This is a genomic window from Actinomyces bouchesdurhonensis, assembly GCF_900128465.1.
Classification (GTDB): domain Bacteria; phylum Actinomycetota; class Actinomycetes; order Actinomycetales; family Actinomycetaceae; genus Pauljensenia; species Pauljensenia bouchesdurhonensis.
Genome location: NZ_LT635864.1, coordinates 39,551 through 57,340, shown reverse-complemented (window position 1 = coordinate 57,340; position 17,790 = coordinate 39,551). Strand labels below are relative to the sequence as shown.

The window sequence follows — 17,790 nt, the reverse complement described above, 5'->3', positions numbered from 1 at the left end:
GCGAGGGACCGTTGGCTCCTCGGCGCTGCCCTGTGATACAAACGACTCATGGGCAAAGACGATCATCCGGGCACGAACACTCCCGCGCGCGCTGAGGGGTGGGTGCCACCGAGCGGGGCGCCCCCAATCCCCCAACCCGCCAGCGTGCAGCCCCACGTGAAGAAACGCGGGAGGCCGGTCTTCCTCGCGGTTCTCTTGTGCGTCCTCGTCGTCATCGTCGTCATCGCCGTCGTCGGCATCCGTCTGCTGACGCAGACCCTGGGGGGTCAAGACGATCAGCATTCATTCACCTCCGCTCCTACCGTCGGCTACTCGGGGTCCGCGACGAGCACGGGAGCGATCTCCCCCGCCTGGGCCTCGGGCGTCGAGACGGCGTGGAGAATCTCCTTCCCCTCCACACAGTACGGCCCCCGCGCGATCACGACCGTTGAGGGCACCACCCTGTACGCCCTCTTCGAGGACCCCGACTATGCTACCCACCGGGCCACGGTCGCGGCCTTCGACATTTCGTCCGCGCAGCCGCGCGAGCTGTGGCGCACGACGGGCCCCACTCCCGAGTCATTCGGGCGTCCGGCTTTCGTCTCGCTGGCCGATCAGTTCATCGTCGGCTCCATCGTCATCGACAAGGCGACAGGCGCCCAGTCCCTGGCTCCGTGGGAGGGGTCGGAGGCGCTCGCGGCCGTTGACGGCGTCGTCGTGGCGTGCGATGGCAAACAGGCGTGCTCGGGCTGGGTGCTGGAATCCTCCTCGTGGGCGCGCCGGTGGGTGACGACCACGGCCAGCCAACGGGGTGGCCTGTCCACGTCGGCCACGCTCACGTACCCCGATACTCCCGTGATCGGTGCCGGAGAACACCAGTCGGTTGTCCTGCGGGTGGATTCGCCGACGCACCTGGCGCAGCTCCTCGATCCGCGAACGGGGCAGGCCACGGACGCTGCTTCTGTGAGTCCCTTCGAGGATAGAACAAACAACGTTGTCAGCATCATGCTCGCCAGCGATGGGCTCGTGGCTTTCAACGACGACGTGTTCGTCACCTACGACGCCGACGGCTTCATCACGGGCACTCATTCCTATGAGAAGTCGCTGAGAAGACCGACGCGCGATGGGCGCGTGCCCTCCACATCAGAACTCACCGATTTCCTGGTCGGAGGTCTGCCCGCGTGGTCGAATGCGGTGGTCACTGCCCAAGCGGGGGCCGTAGCCCTCACGGTGACGCCGAGCGACGGAAGCCCGGCATTCGTTCTTGATCCCGCCAACAACGACCAGCACCACTCCAGTAACTTTTGGCCCGAAGAGGTCCGCGCCAGCGCCGACATGTCGGTCGTGTACGTCGAGTCCGTCGAACCCAATACGACGGGCAACCGGTTCTTCTTCGACACGGCGAGCGGGGTGGGACATGGGTCGGCGGAGTTCCACGACGCGAAAGACTTATCGTGGGCCTTCGACGACCTGGCCATTGGCGTGACGATCGACGGCATCGTGGCTTTCACCCCGAAGGCCTCGTGATGTTCCAACCCCCGAGCACCTGCCCGCGAACGCCCGCCCGAGCGACGACAGAAATGACACGCCCATGAGTACCAACGCCCCCCTGTACGGGACCTCCACGAGGACCTCGCCCACGCGACCGACGCGCCTCTTCCTGGCGGGTGTCGCGCTTGTCGCGAGCCTCGGGGCCTTCCTCGCGCCCTCGCTNTCCTTGCGGGCCACGTCGAGGGGGTCTTCGGCGCGACGGATGGATTCGTCGGCGGCGATGGGAACGTCGACGCTGCGACGTACTTCGGCCAGTTCGTTCACCGTGAGGCATGGCTGTTCAACGTATTCGATGGGAACCACGCCCGCGGCCTCAGCCATCGTGGGAATCGCGGCGCGTGCCTCGTCCACTTCCCAGGCGCCGTTGGCGTCCAGGCGGATCATGGCTTGCCCTCCGACGGTGTCACGCAGGGCGTCGGCGACGGCGGCGATGCGCGCGCAGTCACGGCTCACGCTCACACCGGGTTCGGCGACCTTGATTTTCGCGGTGGCGCACCCGCCGGAGACCTTGACTCGTTCGTAGGCTTCTTCGGGGGACACCACGGGGACCGTCACGTTTACGGGCACGTACTTGCGGCGAGGAACCGGCGGGAAGCGGCGCGCCGATTCGAGGGCGGCGGCCAGCCAGCGCGAGGATTCGACGTCGTCGTAGTTCCAGAAGGGGGCGGCTTCGCCCCACCCTGCATGTCCATGGAGAAGGAGTCCTTCGCGGCGAGTCACGCCACGGAAGCGCGTGGTCATCGCTACCTTGTACACCAAGATGTCGTCGACGCCTTCGAGGACGTAACGCGCCTGGCGGCTCAGCGTGCGCATGGGGATGCGCATGAGCGTGGCCTGCTGCGATGCGTTCATCAGACTCTCCTTACATGTCGGTAATATTGTCGCGCAACATTCCTTCTTCCTCAACTCGTTTACACTGACACCTGCTGGTTCGTTTTGAACTAACCATTGAGAAATGACAGACTCGCACGGAATGCCAAACGCCTGGAAAATACGGTTATCTCACAGATCACAACGAATGTGACTAGTGAGCACTTGCCGCCTGTCTTTTCAGACAGCCCCCATGCCGTGCGGTTAGCTTGCCCGCACGTTGGGCACGCGCGGCCCCTGCACGCCGGGCGCGACGCAGCGCATCGACACACCCCACCCCCGATCTCCCAACCACCGGAGATGGTTGGGACAGGGACAGACCCGTCCCGGCCTCGTCTACTAGAATCCGACACATGAGTGCTCTGCCCTTCGTCTCCGACACCTTCGACCCGAACCGCTGGCGCGAGGTCGAGGGCTTCGATTTCGCCGACATCACCTACCACCGTGGGATTTCGCGCGGCCCCGAAGCGGACGGACGCCCCAAGGGCGCGGACATGCCGGTGGTGCGCATCGCCTTCGATCGCCCCGACATTCGCAACGCCTTCCGCCCGGGCACGGTCGACGAGCTGTTCCGCGCGCTCGACCACGCGCGCCAGACTTCCCAGGTCGCGGCCGTCATCCTGACGGGCAACGGGCCGTCGGCGCGCGACGGCGGATACTCGTTCTGCTCGGGGGGCGACCAGAGGGTCCGAGGCCGGGACGGCTACCGTTACGAGGTCGAGGGCGCGGACCCGGAGGCTGCCACCGCGAAGCGCCGCGAGCAGATCGACCCGGCGCGCGCCGGACGCCTGCATATCCTNCGTGGGTGACGCCCAGGGCGTCCAGGGTGGACAGGATCGCGCGTGCGGTATCGACGGAGGGCATGCGCCCAGCCTACCGGGCGCTTGCCTCCAGGTGCTCGGCCATACCTTCGAGGCGCATCCCCCACCGGGACGCGAGGTCGGAGTCGCCGGGGGTCCGGTCGATGAGTTCCTGGTCGGGTTCGAGGCGTCCCACGGGTAGTCGGCCGTGTTCGGGCACGAGGGGGGTGGTGACGTCGGCGACGAGCAACGAGGCCGTGGCTAGTCCGGCCGCACGAGGGATCCCCGGTACGGCGGCCGCCGCGGAGACGCCCACGGAGAGGCCCACGNCCTGGCCGAGCGCTACGACGCGCAGACTGCCGAGCGCTGGGGCGTCATCAACCGCGCTGTCCCGCATGCGCGGCTGGAGGAGACCGCGCTGGAGTGGGCGGCGACCATCGCGACGAAGTCCCCGCAGGCCATCCGTATGCTCAAGTTCGCCTTCAACCTGGCGGATGACGGGCTGGCTGGCCAGCAGGTCTTTGCGGGCGAGGCCACGCGCTTGGCCTACATGACGGCAGAGGCCCAGGAGGGGCGTGACGCCTTCCTCGAGCACCGCGCCCCCCGCTGGGAGGACTACCCCTACTACTACTGAGAGCCCGAGCGGTTGTCAGGTCTGGCTCGGGGCGAGGGTGATCCCGGTGATCGCTTCGTTACCGTTCTCGTCGTAGGACATGGTGCCACTACCCGTGTATGACTCGGCCATGCCGGGCGCCGGGTCCGGGAAACGCAGACTCTTAATCGTGAAGGTCGTCGGAGAGTCCATGGTCACACGAACGCCGTAGTAGTCGAGCTCGTGACGAAGGTCAGCCTGCTTGACTCTCGGTGGGGCGTTTGTGGTCGCGTCGGGGCACAGGTGCGATGAGCTTCCCTGCGTGTCGATACACTCCGTGATGAGCTCCACGAGCTCGTATTCTGTTTCCTTTTCCAAGACGGTAGCGTCGAAGGCGAAGGGGGTAACCGTCACGGCACCGGCACGCGAGGGCAGAGCAGTGAATTGGGACTGGACCGCGCCGTGTTTGTCGTCCCGATACAGGAACATACCCTTGCCGGGCAACGATCTCAGGCGCGCCTCGCTGCTGAATGAGCGCGCACCGATCTCATACTTCCCCGGGTAGAGGGTCAACGTGAGGGCCCGTCCTTTGACCGGCCACTCCGCCACGGGGTTAAAGGAAGCGATGGTAGCCCCGTTGAAGAGGACGTCGGTCGTGGCGCCGGGCAGCTCGACCGTCACCGTCTGCGCGAGGCTGGTGGCGATCGTCCAGGGAGCGTCCACGCTGTCTCGGCGCGCCACCATCTCAATACTCTCCTCACGCGCTGCCATCCCGACGCGAGGGGTGCTCGTGACAGCAAAGGTCGCAGTGAGCCTGTCCGCGGACATCTCCCCCTCGGACACAGACAAGGACACGAAGGTGCCGGCCGCAACCGCGAAGTCCTCCCCCGCATCGCTCAGCATCCAATTGGGGTCCGTAGAATCTGCGAGGCCATCCATCGCAGCCGCTTCGTCGATGCGTCCACCCAAGACGGCGTCACAGTAGGCGGACACGACGCTGGTGGCACCGGCGAGCGCCTCGTTATCCCTCTCCCGGTTGACGCGCTCCTCGTGGGAGCGCCACGCGAGCACAGACACCGCAGCACCGATGAGGACCACGACGGCCACCACGCTCGTCAACCAGTAGCGGCGGCGCGCGAAAAACACGGGAGGCTGGACAGACCATCGCAGCCGCGCGCGCACCACACGCGCGTACAGGCGGTGATAAAGCTTCTTCGCCGTCATGACGCCTCTCTCCCTAGGAGCGAAAAACCTGACCGTTCCACATATTATCGAACGTCAGCACCCTCAGTAACCCACCACATCGCCAAGACCCAGGAGGAGCACGACGCCTACCCCAACCAACGCACCGCGCTTGGAGGATTCTCCCGACAACTGACGCCCCGGAATGTTCCGGTGCTTGCATCACCGAGAGCACCCTTGCTATCTTTCACTGTTGCACGCCCTGTGAGGCTCCATGGCACACACTGAAACAGCAACGAATAACTCGTCGACGGAGCCGTCATCGCGCCCGTCGCGGCGCAAGCGCTGGGTTGCCGCCGCCTCGTGCGCGGGCCTCGTGGCCGTCATCGCAGGCGGCGGATACTGGTNTCGCAGGAGGCGGATACTGGTCGAACTACGTGTACCTGTCCGACCTGACCGCCTTGGATGCGTGGAACCGCTACATGGACCTCGTCAAAGACGGGAAATACGACGAGGCCCAGAGATACTTTCCAGAACAAGCGCCCCTCTTCGACGGCGAAGACTCGCGCGACTTCCTAACGGATGCCGCACACGCGCACGCCCCCTCGAAAGTCTCCTTCGAGGGGCGCGCAGCCCCCAACAACCCGTCGGAGATCGAGGGCACGGTTCGATTCAACGCCAGCAGAAGTGACGCCCACTACTTCAACATGCATTTCGATGAGACCAGGAGGAGGAACGGTCAGCTCGGCATGTGGAAGATCGACGACTCTTCGTATGGATCGATGACCACGTTGATCGACACGGATGGCCTACGCAGCATTCGCATCGGCGACGTGATGGTCAGTAACCCACAAGGCTGGTACTACCTTTTCCCCGGCAGCTACCGCATAGAAGCCACCCCTAAGAACCCCGCCTACTGGACGATCAACTACGAGCACCCCCGGTTTACGTGCACCATCGACTTCGCTTACGACGGTGCGACGCCGACGATGGAGTGCGCCCTGGATAAATGATTCATGATGCGTACACGAAAATACGCCAGCACCCAGGGGCCACGCGCCCCTCAGGCGAGGTAAACGCGCGCCTCCCACGGCTCCAGGACTGCCGGGACTCCCCGATCGGCCTCGGGCAGGTCGCGGTTGGAAAGAAGCAGCTCGCCGACCACCCCGCGCGCCGCCTCGCCGAGGGACGCAGACTGTGAAGACAGGTTAACGAAGACCGTTGCCACGGCCGCGCCGAGGGTGCGCCGGTAAGCGAAGACCGCAGGCGAAGGGGTCGCAATTCTCTCGAACATCCCGGAGGCGATCACCGGCAGGCAGTGGCGCACGTCCGCGAGCGCGCGATAGTAGGCGTACACGGAAGAGGGATCACCGACCTGGGAGGCGGCGTTGATCTCCCGATAGTTCGGGGTGACGCCAATCCACGGGTCCCCCTCCGTGAAACCGGCATGCTCGCTCGCGTCCCACTGGACGGGCGTGCGCGCGTTATCGCGGCCGGTCGCGCGCATACCCACCAGGACGGCCTCGGGACTCTCCCCCGTCGCCACGGCCTCGCGGTAGTAGCGCAGCGCCTCAACATCACGGAAATCGTCGAGGCCATGGAAAACCCCGTTGGTCATGCCGAGTTCCTCGCCCTGGTACACGTAGGGGGTGCCACGCAGCATGTGCAGGGCGGTGGCCAGGGCGGTCGCCGACTCGTAGCGGTGCGATTCGTCGCCGAAACGGCTGACGGCGCGCGGCTGGTCATGATTATCCAGGTAGAGGCTGTTCCAGCCGACCTCGCCTTGGGCCTCCTGCCAGGCGCTCAGGCAGTCGGCGAGCTCGCCGGGGCGCAGCGGGCGCGGGTGGAACTTCCCCGCTTCGAGGCCGAGGTCGACGTGGTCAAACTGGAACACCATGTCGAGCTCTGCGCGGGCCGGGTCCGTGAACAACAGGACGTTATCGCGGCGCACGCCCGGGCACTCCCCAACCGTCATAGTGCCGACGCGCCCATCGAACACCTCGCGTCGCATCTCGGCCAAGTATTCATGCAAGTGCGGGCCTTGCGAGAAATGCGGGAAACCCTCGCCCCACGCGCGCCCCGGGTAGACGACGCCGTCGGGCAGGCCCGGATCCTTCGAGATCAGGTTGATAACGTCCATACGGAATCCGTCAACGCCACGGTCGAGCCACCAGTTCATCATGCGATAGACGGCTGCGCGCACGTCGGGGTTGTCCCAGTTCAGGTCGGGCTGCTTCTTGTGGAACAGGTGCAGGTAGTACTGGCCCGTGGCCTCGTCCCACGCCCAGGCCGAGCCGGAGAAGAAGGACCCCCAGTTGTTAGGCTGCGCCCCGGCCTCTCCTCCCACGCATCCGGGGCGAGGGTCACGCCAGATGTACCAGTCGCGCTTCGGGTTCTCCCGCGAGGAGCGCGACTCCACGAACCACGGGTTCTCGTCGGAGGAGTGGTTGACGACCAGGTCCATGACGAGGCGCATGCCCCTCTCGTGGACGCCCTCCAGCAGGGCATCGAAGTCCGCGAGCGTCCCGAACATGGGATCGATGTCGTAGTAGTCGGCGATGTCGTAGCCGTTGTCTGCCTGCGGGGAGGTGTAGATCGGCGAGAGCCACAAGACGTCCACGCCCAGGGACTTCAGGTAGTCGAGCTTGGAGCGGATACCCTCGAGGTCCCCGAAGCCGTCCCCGTTGGAATCCTTGAAGGAGCGCGGGTAGATCTGGTAGACGACCGCGCCCTTCCACCACTCGTCGGGACCCAGGCCGTTGCCTGCGGGGTTCAGAGCATCGCGAGAGAAGAACATGGAGCACCTGCCAAGAGTCGGGGAACGCACGCAGCCGCTAGCCCCGTGTCACTAGCGGCTTACTGTCAGCCATCAGCCGCAGACTACCGCGTCTCAGGGTCCGCGCCAAGTTCGCAGGCCGAGCAGCCACCAGCCGGGCAATTGCAACGACACGCCGACACAAGCGCCCTATGGTGTCCCCATAAATCTCGCACGTAATTCCCTTCCTTGAATCTTCAAGATCCGCCACAAACGTTGCAATTCCAACGATACAATTTCAGGATTCAAAAGGTTTACATGGAAATTGCGTGCGACATTGCGGGGGAACCACTCCAGCAGGTCCAGCACGGTGCACAACGCGCCACCCACAACGACCTCACACCGCGACGAGCGTCGAAATACCTTGATACATGCACATCCGGACAGGTAACGAACATCCGGATAGGTAACGAACATCCGGATAGGTTATTAAGCTATCCGGATACGCACAACCTATCCGGATACGCACAACCTATCCGCGAAACCGCAACCCATCTGTCTACGCATCACCGATCCGAGAACCATCAGTACGCCCAGCACCGCGCCCGCAGCTCTCGCACCCCTCGCGCGGTGACAGAAAACGGGCCGGAACCTCTCGGTTCCGGCCCGCCCCCGATGCTCAGTGCCGACAATCAGTAGTGCACGACCACCGTGTCGCCCATATCGGTCCAGTCGTAGATGAACTTCGCGGCGTCCACGGGCATGTTCACGCAGCCGTGGGAGCCACCGTAGCCGTTCCAACCGAAGGAGGAACGCCAGGGCGCGCCGTGCATCGCGTAGGAACCCGTGAAGTAGGTGACCCACGGGACGCCTTCGGTTTCATACTTGCTACCGTCGGCGTTCTCGCCGCGCATGGTCTGCACGTCGTACTTGAGGTAGACGTGGAAGGTGCCGGTCACGGTGGGCGTGTCGGGGGCGCCTGGGACCATGTAGAAGGGGCCGCCCGCAACTGTACCGCCGACGTACGCGGTGACCGTGGCTTCGGAGAGGTTAATGTCAACCCACTTCTCGCCTTCGGCTGCCTGATACGCCAGGTTTTCGACGCCTTCGGCGACCTGCTTGGTTTCGGAGCCGGGCTCGACGTCGTCGTAGTGGAAGAGACCCTCGTAAGGGGTGCCAGCAGTCATAGCATCGACGACGCCCTTCGTGATCTCCTCAGCGTTGTTGGTTTTAAGACCCTTCTTGCCTTCACGGGCGGTGGTCAGAACATTGCCAGAGGAGTCGACGTTCTCGACGCGGTTTTCAGGCTCGACGTCGGTGGTGGCCGCCAGGGCGTTGACCCAGTCGGCGACCTTGACGGCATCGATGCTGGGTTCGTCGAGAGTACCGTCGTCCTTGGTGAGGAATTCGATCCAGTGGACTTTGTCGGAGCGCTCGGCGGTGAAGGTATCAATGCCGTCGGAGATGTCGATCTCTGTGTCGAGCATGTCGTTGGCTTTGTCCGCGGCGTCCTGGGCGTCTTCGGTGGTGATGGAGGGTTCCATCTGGGAGACGGAGAGGTCCTGGCTGACGGAGGTCAGGGTGGCGCCTGCCTGTTTGACGGCAGCGGCGATCTCGTCGGTGGAGACGCCGTTTCCGTTCTGCGAGGGCGTGACCGTGAATGATTCACCGTCTTGCGCGATGATGACCTGCGCGTCCTTCATTTCCGAGGTCAGGGTGGAGTTAACAGTTGCCGCGAGCTTCTTGATGGAGTCGTCGCTGACGGTCGTCACGGGTTCGACGGAGCGCGCTGAAAACATTGCGCGCACGAAGGCGGGAAGGGAGGTTGAGCCTTTCATAGCTTCGTCGGCGGTCGCGTCGGCATCAACCGTGATGCCCGCTTCGTTGAGCGAGGCCGTGGTGGCCATTCCATCAACGGTGAGGGTCACGTTCGTGGCGTCGGCTCGCGAGGTGACGGATGCGATGACCTGGTCACGGGTCATACCATCAACGGCGGTCCCTGCGACCGTGGTGCCGGGTAGGACGCGCCCGGAGTAGTTGGCCGCGTACACGATGATCGAACAGATGATGAGGAGGACGAGGGCGCATGCGGCGCCGATCGCCCATCTAGTTTTGGAGGATAGATTCTTGAGCATCGCCGTTCATCCTATCGCCTCGCGTATCCTTGTGAAAGTAGGAGGTTGAATTTTCAGCTGCGTCCTTGGCCACATAAAAATGACCGAAATATCAAGATTTCGTGCCTCAAACGTGATCAGTGCCGCCAGCAGGCTCGCCACCTGCGAGAAGACAAACACTTATCCTTATAGTATCCGCGTTCGACGTCGATCTAGGGAGGCTCATCATGGCTGCACCGCGAATTCTTGTCGTACCTGGCGGCACAGCGGTCAATGCCGTCGCGTTGGCTAACGCGTCCATCCACAAGCTGGTCGAGCTGCACGAAGAACGCACCGCCGACCCGACGCACCCGGCACCGCGCACCGTTGTCTTTCTGCGCGATCCTGCTTCGGTTCCGCCGAGCACACTACGCGGCTGCGCGGCGACGCCCGAGGAGGCGTTTGCACCCGAAGAGTACCCCGGTCTCGCCGATCAGATCACAAACGATCCGCATTTTCTCGACGGCGTGGATCTCATCATCGCAACGTCAGGGTCGAGCGCGGGCAAGCCACGCCTCGTTGGACTGTCGATCGACGCCCTGATCGCCTCCGCCAGGGCTACCGAGCTGACGCTGGATGGCCCGGGTCGGTGGATTCTCGCTCTGCCAACGCACCACATCGCAGGCGCAATGGTCCTGCTGCGCGCGGCTGTCGCGGGAACAAACCCGCAGGTCGTTGACACAACGGACGGCTTTGACCCCGACGCTCTGCTTCCCGCGATCGCGGGCGTGACGCAGGACGACATGCCGAGCTATCTCTCGCTCGTGCCCACACAGCTCGTCCAATGTTTGGAGGCCGGCGAGGAGATTATGAGCGCCCTTCGCTCCCTGTCAACAATCATTGTGGGCGGCGCGGCTATCAGCCAGAGCCTGCTGCAGCGGGCACTGGATGCCGGCTTGAAAGTACGCACGACGTACGGCATGACGGAAACGTCGGGCGGCTGCGTCTACGACGGCGAACCCATGCCCGGCGTGACCGTTCGCGCGGTCGATTGGGATGGGCGCACGCGCCTGGCGTTCAACGGGCCGATCCTGATGACGCGCTACCTGGACGCGGACAGCCCATTCTTCGAGGAGGGCGGTCACCGTTGGCTTATCTCGGGCGACATGGGTTCTATCCGCGCCTCCGGAAAGGTTGAGGTGCATGGGCGCGCGGACGATGTCATTGTCTCCGGGGGCTTATCGATCGCTCCGGGGCCTGTGCGCCGCGCCGTGCGCTCCTACGAAAACATTTCTGACGCGTGGATGCTGGGGACCCCCGATGAGAAGTGGGGTCACATCGTGACGGCCCTCGTTATCCCTCGCCACATGCCGTCGGATTCACTGGAAATGGCGAAGCTGGGCAACGCGGTGCGCGACCACGCTGCCGCCCGCATCGGGCGCGCTCAGGCGCCGCGCCGCGTCGTCGCGGTGGAGTCTCTCCCCTATCTGGGTTTCGACAAGATCGACCGATCTGCTGCCGCGAAGGCCGCGAACGCGGCCGTGGGTACTGAGAGGGAGTGGGTTCGCTAGCCTGCTGTCCGCTCCCGGCGCTCCGCCACTTACACTGGTAGCCATGGCTACCGTGACGGATTGGATTGAAGGCGCTCGTCTGCGCACCCTGCCTGCTGCCGCCGCACCCGTGATCGTCGGGTCGGCGGCAGCGCATTACCTGGGAGGGTTTGATGTGGGGCGTGCGTGCTTGGCGCTCGTGGTGGCATTGGCCCTGCAAGTGGGTGTCAACTATGCGAACGATTATTCGGACGGGATTCGCGGCACGGATGATAATCGCCAGGGGCCGGCGCGTCTGACGGGCGGTGGCCTCGCCAAGCCGAAGACGGTGCTGTCGGTCGCGTTGGGGTGTTTTGCGTTGGCGGGTGTCGCGGGACTCACTCTGGTTGCGGTGTCGGGTACGTGGTGGCTGATCGCGGCGGGCGGCGCGGCGGTGGGAGCCGCGNGCGCTGGCGCGGGCGGGGACGCGGCGCCCCATGATGGGCAGGAAGGCGAGGCCGCCGAGGGGGATGAGGAGCAGGAGCGCCCAGTTGACGTCGGCGAGGAGGCCCCCTGAAAGCATGCCGATGGCGGTTCCTCCTTGGAAGGCGGCGCACATGAGGCCGACGTAGAGGCTGCGGCGCTTGGGGTCAGCAATGCCGGTGGCGAGGATCATGTAGGCGGACGCGGCGGCTTGGTAGCCGAGGGTTTGGAGGGCGCGAGCAATGATGATGCCGGCCAGGGAGGAGGAGAAGAGGAAACCGAGGAGGGAACCGGCGACGATGAGGGCGACGCCTGCGTCGACGATGCGGCGCAGAGGGATGAAGTCGCCGAGGGTGCCGTACAGGAAGCATGCGACGCCGAGGACGATGCCGGGGATGGCAGTGATAAGGCCGGACGCGTCGCCTGCGCCGATGTCGGCGGCGACGCGCAGGTAGACGAGGTTGAAGCCTTGCAGGGAGACGGTTCCGAGTGCGTAGATGCCGAGGAGGGGCAACAGGACGCGCGCGGCGTGGCCTGTTGGGGCCTGCGTGGTGGCGGCCCCGCGNCCTGCTGTCCGCTCCCGGCGCTCCGCCACTTACACTGGTAGCCATGGCTACCGTGACGGATTGGATTGAAGGCGCTCGTCTGCGCACCCTGCCTGCTGCCGCCGCACCCGTGATCGTCGGGTCGGCGGCAGCGCATTACCTGGGAGGGTTTGATGTGGGGCGTGCGTGCTTGGCGCTCGTGGTGGCATTGGCCCTGCAAGTGGGTGTCAACTATGCGAACGATTATTCGGACGGGATTCGCGGCACGGATGATAATCGCCAGGGGCCGGCGCGTCTGACGGGCGGTGGCCTCGCCAAGCCGAAGACGGTGCTGTCGGTCGCGTTGGGGTGTTTTGCGTTGGCGGGTGTCGCGGGACTCACTCTGGTTGCGGTGTCGGGTACGTGGTGGCTGATCGCGGCGGGCGGCGCGGCGGTGGGAGCCGCGTGGTTCTATACGGGCGGCAGGCACCCCTACGCTTATATAGGGATCGGTCTGTCGGAGTTGATGGTGTTCGTTTTCTTTGGTTTGTTGGCGTGCGTGGGGACGACGTGGACGCAGGTGCAGGCGGCGCCGTGGTGGCTGTGGATGAGCGCGTCGGCGTTGGGTCTTCTGTCGGTGGCATTGCTGATGGCGAACAACATCCGTGATATTCCAACGGATCGGGTGTCGGGGAAGACGACGGCTGCCGTGCGTTTGGGCGAGCGCGCGTCGCGCTGGGTGTTTGCGGCCTGCGCGTGGGTGCCGGTAGGGATGATCGTGGCGCTCGGTGTTGCGATTGGCTTGCACCCGCTGGGAACGTGCGCATTGGGTGCGGGCGCGGCCAGTTGGGCGGTGGGGGTGAGTCTGCCTGTGTTGACTGGGGCGTCGGGTCGGGCGTTGATCGTGGTCCTGCGCAATACGGGGTTTTTTACGCTCGCGTGGGCGCTTCTTGCTGCCCTGGCGCTGGTTCTCTCTTAGGGACGAGGCCGGGTCGGGTGTAGCGCTGGGCACGGGGCGCTCGTCGCGCGCATTGACGAGGCCGGGGCGCGCTCCTCAGAAAGCGCTCCTCAGAAAGAGGGGGACGGGCGCTCGCTGAAAGGGGGTCAGCGGCCCTTGCGGTAGAGGTATTCGTGGGTCCAGTCGCCGAGGATGCCGGTGGTGGCGGCTCCGACGCAGACGAGGGCGATTGCGTGGAAGGAACCGGAAGCGAGCCAGGGAGTGAAGACGCCGATGCCGATGGCGGCGCTGCCTTGCATGGCCAGGTCGTTCATGGCGACGGCGCGACCGTTTTGGCCGGGGGCGACGGTGGCAAAAACGGTGTCGTAGATGGGGGTGAAGAGGGCACCGAAGCCGGCGTAGATGAGGCACATGGCGACGGTGATGATCCACGGGCCGGAACTCATGAAGAGGGCGAGCAGCGCGGTTCCAGCGAGGATGAGGCTGACGCATCCGCGCACGGTGGCTCCGCGTCCGATGCGGGCCATGACGGTCCCGGATGTCATCGCGGTGGTGAGGGCGACACAGTAGGCGGGCAGGAGCCGGATGGATACTTGCGCGGGATTCAGCCCATAGGTGAGGGCACCGATGCCGTTCATGAGGGGCGCGACCGTGAAGTTCATGCAGTAGATGATGACGATGAGGCTGACGGAGCGCGCCCAGGGGACGTTGGTGAAGAAGGAGCGGGTGATGAAGGGGGAGCGGGCGCGACCGATGTAGCGCCAGAAGATGACGCCGCCGAGGATGAGTCCGCCGATGAGCCACCAGCAGGGGTCGGAAGCGGCCAGGGTGAGCAGGAGAGCCAGGCCGGAAAAGATTGCGAGGCCGACGACGTCGACGCGACCGGCGCTGGCGCGGGCGGGGACGCGGCGCCCCATGATGGGCAGGAAGGCGAGGCCGCCGAGGGGGGTGAGGAGCAGGAGCGCCCAGTTGACGTCGGCGAGGAGGCCCCCTGAAAGCATGCCGATGGCGGTTCCTCCTTGGAAGGCGGCGCACATGAGGCCGACGTAGAGGCTGCGGCGCTTGGGGTCAGCAATGCCGGTGGCGAGGATCATGTAGGCGGACGCGGCGGCTTGGTAGCCGAGGGTTTGGAGGGCGCGAGCAATGATGATGCCGGCCAGGGAGGAGGAGAAGAGGAAACCGAGGAGGGAACCGGCGACGATGAGGGCGACGCCTGCGTCGACGATGCGGCGCAGAGGGATGAAGTCGCCGAGGGTGCCGTACAGGAAGCATGCGACGCCGAGGACGATGCCGGGGATGGCAGTGATAAGGCCGGACGCGTCGCCTGCGCCGATGTCGGCGGCGACGCGCAGGTAGACGAGGTTGAAGCCTTGCAGGGAGACGGTTCCGAGTGCGTAGATGCCGAGGAGGGGCAACAGGACGCGCGCGGCGTGGCCTGTTGGGGCCTGCGTGGTGGCGGCCCCGCGCGTGGGGGACGAGGCCGTGGCCCCCGTCCGGATTACCTGGGAGGGGATGGTGGTGACGCGGCAGGAAGGGGCTGTCGGTCGCGTTGAAACGAGGTATCGAAGGCTGCGCACGGCGAATAGTTCACCATAAAGCGTCGTTTTAGCAGTATTGCAGGAAACTGGTTTAACAATTAAGTCACACTTAACTGTTGGGAACTCGCCGAAACTCGCCACTCCAACGCTGTATGTTCGCTCTGTGACATGACACAATGAAGCATCCCTCACATAGGAGATCTCATGGCACGCGTCATCGTTGTCGGTTCCATCAATCATGATGTGACTGTCACCGTCAACCGTTTCCCCAAGCCCGGAGAAACACTCTCAGGATCCTCGCTGACCTACGGCCTCGGCGGAAAAGGAGCCAACCAGGCAGCAGCCGCCGCGCGCTCCGGCGTCCCCACAGTCTTCATCGGCGCCGTCGGGACCGACCTAGCGGGACACCGCCTGCGCACAGACCTCGCCGCCCACGGGGTGGACACCTCATACCTGCGCGAAGTGGATTCCCCCTCGGGAACCGCACTTATCACCGTGTCCGCCAACGGAGAAAACACGATCATCCTGGACGCAGGCGCAAACCGCGCGGCAACAATCGAACCAGCCAAAGCCTCGTTATTCCCCACCCCCTCGGACATCGTCGTCCTCCAAGCGGAGATTCCCGCCGAAGCGAACGCCGCCGCTCTCGCATGGGCACACTCCTTCGGCGCGCGCGTCCTCCTCAACCTAGCACCCGTGCGCGCAAGCGACCCGACGACGCTCTCACGGGTAGACATCCTGGTCGTCAACGAATCCGAAGCAGGACTGACACTCGGCTTACCCGCACCTGCAACCCCGCTCGAAGCGATCGGCGCGGCGCAAGCCCTGCGCGGCATGGGTCCGCGCCACGTGGTCGTGACGCTGGGCAGCAAAGGCACAGCATGGGCATCGGGCGCGCAGGCCCAACACTCCCCAGCGATCACCCTCGGACAAACCGTAGACACCACGGGTGCGGGCGACGCGTTCGTCGGCGCACTAGCGGCGGCACTGACGCTCGGCAAACCCTTCAGCGAAGCCATAACAGACGGCATGCGGGCAGGAGCTACAGCCATCCTCGCACCAGGCGCAGCCTCCTCCTACGCGGCACTACCGACGATCACGCGCAACTAAGAACAACGAATTGCCCGGGAAGCGAACGCGACCGCGTGAGACACCACACGCCCGTACACTAGGGACATGGCCAGGGTTTTCTTCTTCGTCGTCATGCTTGCGCTCACCATCTACGCGGCCGCAGACTGGCACCGCACGCCCGAAGACGAGATGCCCGGCAAGCTCCCCAAACCGATCTGGCTACTCATCATCCTCTTCACAGCGACGATCGCGGCCATCGGCCCGATCGTATGGCTAGTTCTGCGCTGGGTGTCGCGCGCCGAAAAAACGCAGCAAAGCCGCCCAACCAAGCCCTCTCGCCCCATCGCGCCCGACGACGACCCCGAGTTCCTCTTCCGCCTCGAACGCGACATCCAACGCAAGCGCCGCGAAGAAGAGCGCCGCAAGCGCGAGCAAGGCGAAGACAACGACGAACCCCCGGCCAGCTAAGCCAGACAGCCCGACGCGGCCCGCGCGAATCCAGGCTTATAGGCCAAAACGTGTTGGTTTCGGTTTAGTAGGTTTCGTGCCAGGTTCCGCTGTGGTGGAAGTCGGTCCAGTTAACTGCGGTTCCCCACCTGTCGATCTCGGCTTGCGCTTGGGCGCGGTGGCTGGCCTTGTCGAATTGGTCAATGATCTGTTGGTCGGTGAGCGTGGTTTTAAGGATGTGTGCTGGGGTGGCAGGGAACTCGGTGTGCAGGTAGCACCACCACAACACGGTCTTGACCTGGTGATTAAGACTCATGCCACGGTGGGCTCGTAGCACGCAGCGTAGTTGGGTATTAATCCCGCCCTCGATCAGGTTCGACGTCCTGGCAATGGGGTCACCTTCAAGGTCAAGGGCGGGATCGAGGTAGGTAAACAGCGTGCCTTGTTTGACCAGCGTGTTGAGGGAGTTCTTGGCCTGGATCAGCCGGGCATGGGTGGCAACCCAACGTCCGTCTGGTAGCCGGGTGCGCTGGGCTAGGAATTCCTTGTAGGTGGTGTTCCAGGTGGCGAGTTTGCTCATCCATGCCACTGCCTGGTCAAAGATAGTGACCTCGAGCAAGGCCTGAGCAAGACTGTAGAGATCAACACCTGCCTGAGTGCGTGGCCGGGTGGTGGTCTTACGCTTGACCGCGCTATAGGCGTGAAAGACACAGCGTTGGATCCGGGTGGTAGGCCAGGTGGTCTTCACCGCGCTGGCGATGCCTTGCCCACCATCGCACACGACAACATCTGGGGGCGCGATCCTAGACATCAGTGCTTGCCAGGCGCGGGTGGTCTCACCCTTGGCCACGTACCAGCCAAGCACATGGGTCTTGGTGCAGGCAATAAGAACCACCAGCTTGTGGGACAGGTAGATTCCGTCAACAAAGACCACATGGTGAACCTCGTCAACCAATGGAGAAACTGGCCATAGATGCCAAAATGGTTCGTTACGCCGTCGTATGGTGCGTCCCTTGGGCCCGTGGCGGTGTCAATGGGTGGTAGCAATGAGTTCGTTGAATGCTTCTGTTGGGGTGCGGTAGCCGAGGGTGGCTCTGGGGCAGTTGTTCAGTTCGTAGGCGATGGCGTCGAGGTAGGGTTGGTGGCTGGTGATGGGGGTTCCTNCCTCGGGCATCTCGACAGCGTGGGTCCTGCCCACCAGCGACACTCTCCTGCCCGCGCAGCTGATCACCGAGGGCCAGACCCTGTACGTGCTCACCTACGGCAGCGGGAGTCCGACAGCGGTCACGGTGGCCGCCTACGACGTGTCGGGCAGTGAGCCGGTCGCCCAGTGGAGTACGACCGGACCCCAGCTGTCCCGGATTCGCGCCGAGGCGTTCCCATCCTCCGTCTCGACTCCGAATGAGATTCTGCTCAGT

At 64.5% G+C, this 17,790-nt stretch carries 11 protein-coding genes and 5 pseudogenes; 8 read left to right on the top strand and 8 right to left on the bottom strand.

Going from position 1 to position 17,790, the window contains the following annotated elements; all coding sequences use genetic code 11:
• Positions 1–48: 48 nt before the first annotated feature.
• Positions 49–1,506, top strand: coding sequence for a hypothetical protein (locus BQ7477_RS02065; protein ID WP_073982633.1), 1,458 nt, complete (start codon positions 49–51; stop codon positions 1,504–1,506).
• Here BQ7477_RS02065 and BQ7477_RS02060 read toward each other — a convergent pair.
• Positions 1,429–2,343, bottom strand: coding sequence for an enolase C-terminal domain-like protein (locus tag BQ7477_RS02060; protein WP_478209443.1), 915 nt, complete (start codon positions 2,341–2,343; stop codon positions 1,429–1,431). The two genes, BQ7477_RS02065 and BQ7477_RS02060, sit on opposite strands and share 78 nt — an antisense overlap.
• Positions 2,344–2,753: 410 nt before the next feature.
• On the opposite strand from BQ7477_RS02060, the pseudogene BQ7477_RS12960 reads away from it, so the two are divergent.
• A pseudogene (locus tag BQ7477_RS12960) lies at positions 2,754–3,834 on the top strand (enoyl-CoA hydratase-related protein).
• Between the two features lie 15 nt (positions 3,835–3,849).
• Here the strand turns inward: BQ7477_RS12960 and BQ7477_RS02040 are convergent.
• Positions 3,850–5,016 carry a hypothetical protein gene (locus BQ7477_RS02040; RefSeq protein WP_073982631.1) on the bottom strand — a complete coding sequence of 389 codons (1,167 nt, stop codon included), beginning with the start codon at positions 5,014–5,016 and terminating at the stop codon, positions 3,850–3,852.
• Positions 5,017–5,411: 395 nt separating this feature from the next.
• Here BQ7477_RS02040 and BQ7477_RS02035 point away from each other — a divergent pair, with 395 nt between their 5' ends.
• A complete protein-coding gene (locus BQ7477_RS02035; RefSeq protein ID WP_073982630.1) occupies positions 5,412–5,987 on the top strand; it encodes a hypothetical protein in 576 nt (191 codons plus the stop codon).
• A 50-nt stretch (positions 5,988–6,037) separates the two neighbouring features.
• Here the strand turns inward: BQ7477_RS02035 and BQ7477_RS02030 are convergent, their stop codons facing one another.
• A complete protein-coding gene (locus BQ7477_RS02030) occupies positions 6,038–7,771 on the bottom strand; it encodes an alpha-glucosidase (RefSeq protein ID WP_073982629.1) in 1,734 nt (577 codons plus the stop codon).
• A gap of 650 nt (positions 7,772–8,421) precedes the next feature.
• Complete coding sequence (locus BQ7477_RS02025) at positions 8,422–9,864, bottom strand: L,D-transpeptidase family protein (RefSeq protein WP_073982628.1); 1,443 nt, start codon at positions 9,862–9,864, stop codon at positions 8,422–8,424.
• Positions 9,865–10,070: 206 nt separating this feature from the next.
• Between BQ7477_RS02025 and BQ7477_RS02020 the strand changes: the two genes are divergently transcribed.
• Together BQ7477_RS02020 and BQ7477_RS11300 are read left to right on the top strand one after the other, a co-directional pair.
• Positions 10,071–11,393: an AMP-binding protein gene (locus BQ7477_RS02020; RefSeq protein WP_073982627.1), complete on the top strand. Its 1,323-nt coding sequence runs from the start codon at positions 10,071–10,073 to the stop codon at positions 11,391–11,393.
• 43 nt (positions 11,394–11,436) lie between these two features.
• A pseudogene (locus BQ7477_RS11300) lies at positions 11,437–11,835 on the top strand (UbiA prenyltransferase family protein); the annotation flags it as partial.
• On the opposite strand, the pseudogene BQ7477_RS02015 reads toward BQ7477_RS11300, so the two are convergent.
• Positions 11,824–12,351 (bottom strand): annotated as a pseudogene (locus tag BQ7477_RS02015) (MFS transporter); the annotation flags it as partial. The pseudogenes BQ7477_RS11300 and BQ7477_RS02015 sit on opposite strands and share 12 nt — an antisense overlap.
• 92 nt (positions 12,352–12,443) lie before the next feature.
• Here BQ7477_RS02015 and BQ7477_RS02010 point away from each other — a divergent pair.
• Entirely contained in the window at positions 12,444–13,337 is an 894-nt protein-coding gene (locus tag BQ7477_RS02010; RefSeq protein ID WP_073982626.1) for a 1,4-dihydroxy-2-naphthoate polyprenyltransferase, read from the top strand.
• A gap of 125 nt (positions 13,338–13,462) precedes the next feature.
• Here BQ7477_RS02010 and BQ7477_RS02005 read toward each other — a convergent pair whose 3' ends face one another.
• Positions 13,463–14,893, bottom strand: a complete 1,431-nt coding sequence (locus BQ7477_RS02005) for an MFS transporter (protein WP_073982625.1) — start codon at positions 14,891–14,893, stop codon at positions 13,463–13,465.
• Between the two features lie 165 nt (positions 14,894–15,058).
• Between BQ7477_RS02005 and BQ7477_RS02000 the strand changes: the two genes are divergently transcribed.
• Positions 15,059–15,964: a ribokinase gene (locus BQ7477_RS02000; protein ID WP_073982624.1), complete on the top strand. Its 906-nt coding sequence runs from the start codon at positions 15,059–15,061 to the stop codon at positions 15,962–15,964.
• A 66-nt stretch (positions 15,965–16,030) separates the two neighbouring features.
• Positions 16,031–16,393 carry a phospholipase gene (locus BQ7477_RS01995; protein WP_073982623.1) on the top strand — a complete coding sequence of 121 codons (363 nt, stop codon included), beginning with the start codon at positions 16,031–16,033 and terminating at the stop codon, positions 16,391–16,393.
• Positions 16,394–16,457: 64 nt separating this feature from the next.
• Here the strand turns inward: BQ7477_RS01995 and BQ7477_RS01990 are convergent.
• Positions 16,458–17,396 (bottom strand): annotated as a pseudogene (locus BQ7477_RS01990) (IS1249 family transposase); the annotation flags it as partial.
• Positions 17,397–17,402: 6 nt separating this feature from the next.
• Positions 17,403–17,534 (bottom strand): annotated as a pseudogene (locus BQ7477_RS12955) (IS30 family transposase); the annotation flags it as partial.
• Between the last annotated feature and the right edge of the window lie 256 nt (positions 17,535–17,790).

Coding starts and splice junctions, on each gene's coding strand:
- BQ7477_RS02065 (WP_073982633.1), top strand. CDS start 49: ATGGGCAAAGACGATCATCCGGGCACGAACACTCCCGCGCGCGCTGAG.
- BQ7477_RS02040 (WP_073982631.1), bottom strand. CDS start 5,016: ATGACGGCGAAGAAGCTTTATCACCGCCTGTACGCGCGTGTGGTGCGC.
- BQ7477_RS02030 (WP_073982629.1), bottom strand. CDS start 7,771: ATGTTCTTCTCTCGCGATGCTCTGAACCCCGCAGGCAACGGCCTGGGT.
- BQ7477_RS02025 (WP_073982628.1), bottom strand. CDS start 9,864: ATGCTCAAGAATCTATCCTCCAAAACTAGATGGGCGATCGGCGCCGCA.
- BQ7477_RS02020 (WP_073982627.1), top strand. CDS start 10,071: ATGGCTGCACCGCGAATTCTTGTCGTACCTGGCGGCACAGCGGTCAAT.
- BQ7477_RS02010 (WP_073982626.1), top strand. CDS start 12,444: ATGGCTACCGTGACGGATTGGATTGAAGGCGCTCGTCTGCGCACCCTG.
- BQ7477_RS02000 (WP_073982624.1), top strand. CDS start 15,059: ATGGCACGCGTCATCGTTGTCGGTTCCATCAATCATGATGTGACTGTC.
- BQ7477_RS01995 (WP_073982623.1), top strand. CDS start 16,031: ATGGCCAGGGTTTTCTTCTTCGTCGTCATGCTTGCGCTCACCATCTAC.